The following is a 2,178-nucleotide window of genomic DNA, read 5'->3' as shown; positions in this document are numbered from 1 at the left end:
CATGGCCGCTTTCCTCTGATCCTTGCTCACTCAACTCCACGCAGGGAGTTTGTGGCAAGGATCATTGGCACAGAGGGACTCGGGGTATCTTCAGCAGAACGGTTTGTCGCTCTGCGTCATTGTTTAGGGAGCTGTTGGCATGCTTGACCAAATGATCATGGCCAAGGTCGAGGGAACCACACAGGCAGCTCTCCTGTCGTCGATGACCGGAAATTCCTACACGGTCGGCCAAGTTACTGCGGCTGGAAATGGAATGGGACACTGGTTGTTCCTGAACCCTGCAGGCGCTACCGCTGGAAAAGGGGCCGTCGCCCTCAAACTGGAAGGTGCCCGTCAGGTTGCGCAGTTGTCGGGGATGGTGGGCAATACCGTTACCATCGGAAAAGCCCCCCTCGTTGCCGATGGCGTGAGCAAATGGCTTGTGCTGTGCCCCAAAGCCGGTGTCGCAGCAAAGGGCGCTGCCGTTGCTGCTGGCGCTGCCGGTGCTGGTGGTCTGACTGCTGCCGCCACCCAGGGCGGCGGGAACGGCATGATCATGATGAAGCTCGAAGGCGCAAGACAGGCCGGGCAGGTCCAGATGATGACCGGCAAGACTTTCATGGTGGCGAAGACCACTGCCGCTGGGAATGGAGCCGCCAATTGGCTCTTCCTTCAGCCCGTTGGTGAAACCGCTGCCACCATGAAGGATCTGGTGGTCCTCAAGGTTCAACATGGTGCTGGGCAAATGCCGTGGCTGGTCGGCAAGACCTTCGCTATTGGCGAATCTCCGATGATGGCCGGTACGACGAGCAAGTTCCTGGTTCTCAATCCTGTGACTGGTGTCGCCGCCAAGGGCGCGGCCGGAACCGCAATCGCCGCCAAGGGTGCCATGCAGACTGTGGCATTGCAGACCGCCGGTAAAACTGCTGTGGCGGGTTCGGTTGCCAAGGGTGCCGCTGCTGGCGCCGCCACCAAGGGTGCCGCTGCTGTCGGCACTCTATGGACTGGTACCGGCATGAGCTTGGGCCTTGGCTTGGGACTCGGCGCGGCTGGTCCTGTCATCCTGGGTGGCGTCATCGCCGCAGCCGGTTACGGCATTTACCGCTACCGCAAGGCCCGGACCACTTCGGCAGCATCCGAGGTTGATGACGCGATCTCGGACGCAGTGACGGCTTAGGCAAGACGATATGCTTGCCCCTTACGTGTTCACACTTCGTGCGGCGTAAGCTCGGCATGAACAGGAGGGCGTTGGTCTGTGACTGATGTCCCTAAAAAAGGCCGAAAGCGGGCAAGTCCCTGTTCCAATGCATCAGGTGAAATACCCTGCGCTGCTGCGTGTTCAAGCATTGTCACGCCCCCATCGGAGCGTAAAGACAACGACGTAGAGCGTGGGGATCGAGGCACATTCATTGAAGAATGCCTCGCCCTCATGCCCAAGGTTGAAGCTGGTCTGAGTGCATACCGTTCATCAACAATTGCCCATCTCGAAAGCCCACCAAGTAGCATCATTCGTTTCATGGCCAATGGTGCAACCGTCCTCGCCCTGACGGATTTGGCATGCTTTGCGACGGCGTTTGAAGCGGCCCTACTTTATGGGGAAACGGAGGGATGGACGGACAGTCTGACCGAGGTTTCCGAGAAGAGCTTCGCCATGCTGTCACTTCATCTGGAGGTGGCTAAAGCCGGGGCGGCCTGGAACTCAGATTGGGACATTGATTTAGTCGCGGATCTGATGATCGCCGCCAGCCCGCTGGACCAAATTGTGGATAAGGTGGCGGATAACTCACCACACCAATCGGGCATGAGCGTTGGCGCAGAAAGCTCCTCGGCCCATCTACACCCCAGCCCACAGATGTCCCAGGTTCAGTATCACAAGCAAACCACCACCCTTTGGGATGGTCGGGAAAGTCTATTTCTCAAGCTTTGGAGCGTTTTGTCACGAACAACGGCGACATGGTCGAGTGTGAAAACGAGTAAGCCTACCAGCACGGTCAAACGCTCTAAAAAAGCTAGGCGCTCGCGCGGCGAAGACGATCCGATCCTGGAAGCTCTTCGCTAAATCAGAGGGTTGGGAGGATATCATGTAACTGGGGCAAAAGTCCGGGCGCCCCTTGGCGCACGGCTCACATTTGATTGAATCCCTGACGGGTTCATGATTCTGTTGGGCATGGCCAAGCCGGCGCTCAATGTTGAAGCATT

Annotated in this window: 2 protein-coding genes; both read left to right on the top strand. The window is 58.0% G+C overall.

Annotated elements, in window-relative coordinates:
- Positions 1-139 precede the first annotated feature (139 nt).
- The gene (mamD, locus tag A6A05_RS02770) at positions 140-1,156 is read left to right on the top strand and encodes a magnetosome protein MamD (RefSeq protein WP_068497246.1); all 1,017 of its coding nucleotides are present in this window, start codon (positions 140-142) and stop codon (positions 1,154-1,156) included.
- 252 nt (positions 1,157-1,408) lie between these two features.
- Positions 1,409-2,038 (top strand): hypothetical protein, encoded by a 630-nt coding sequence (locus A6A05_RS02765; protein ID WP_156520858.1) that lies wholly within the window; start codon positions 1,409-1,411, stop codon positions 2,036-2,038.
- Positions 2,039-2,178 lie beyond the last annotated feature (140 nt).

This window comes from Magnetospirillum moscoviense, from assembly GCF_001650635.1.
GTDB classification, from domain to species: Bacteria; Pseudomonadota; Alphaproteobacteria; order Rhodospirillales; family Magnetospirillaceae; genus Magnetospirillum; species Magnetospirillum moscoviense.
The sequence above is the reverse complement of the archived record's forward strand: the minus strand, read 5'-3'. Positions and strand labels throughout refer to the sequence as shown.